The organism is Profundibacterium mesophilum KAUST100406-0324, from assembly GCF_009835145.1.
Taxonomy (GTDB): Bacteria; Pseudomonadota; Alphaproteobacteria; order Rhodobacterales; family Rhodobacteraceae; genus Profundibacterium; species Profundibacterium mesophilum.
In genome coordinates, this window is sequence record NZ_APKE01000119.1 from 1 (window position 1) to 223 (window position 223).

Sequence of the window (223 nt, forward strand, 5' to 3'; positions counted from 1 at the left end):
CGATTGGTAGGTCGGCGGCACTAGTGCCGCCGAACAACGTTAAGCGGCGATGACCACCCTTTTTAGCTTCAGCACTGCTTCAGCTGCTTCCATCCCTTTGTCCACAAAGTGTTTCCGATAGATCGCATTGTGATGCTCAGTATCTTGATACTGGTGCGGCGTCAGCGAAACGGAGAGAACTGGAACACCAGTTTCAAGGCCCGCTTGCATCAAACCGTTCACC

At 52.9% G+C, this 223-nt stretch carries 1 pseudogene; it reads right to left on the reverse strand.

The window, feature by feature from the left end:
• Positions 1–39: 39 nt before the first annotated feature.
• A pseudogene (locus PMES_RS16505) lies at positions 40–223 on the reverse strand (6,7-dimethyl-8-ribityllumazine synthase); the annotation flags it as partial.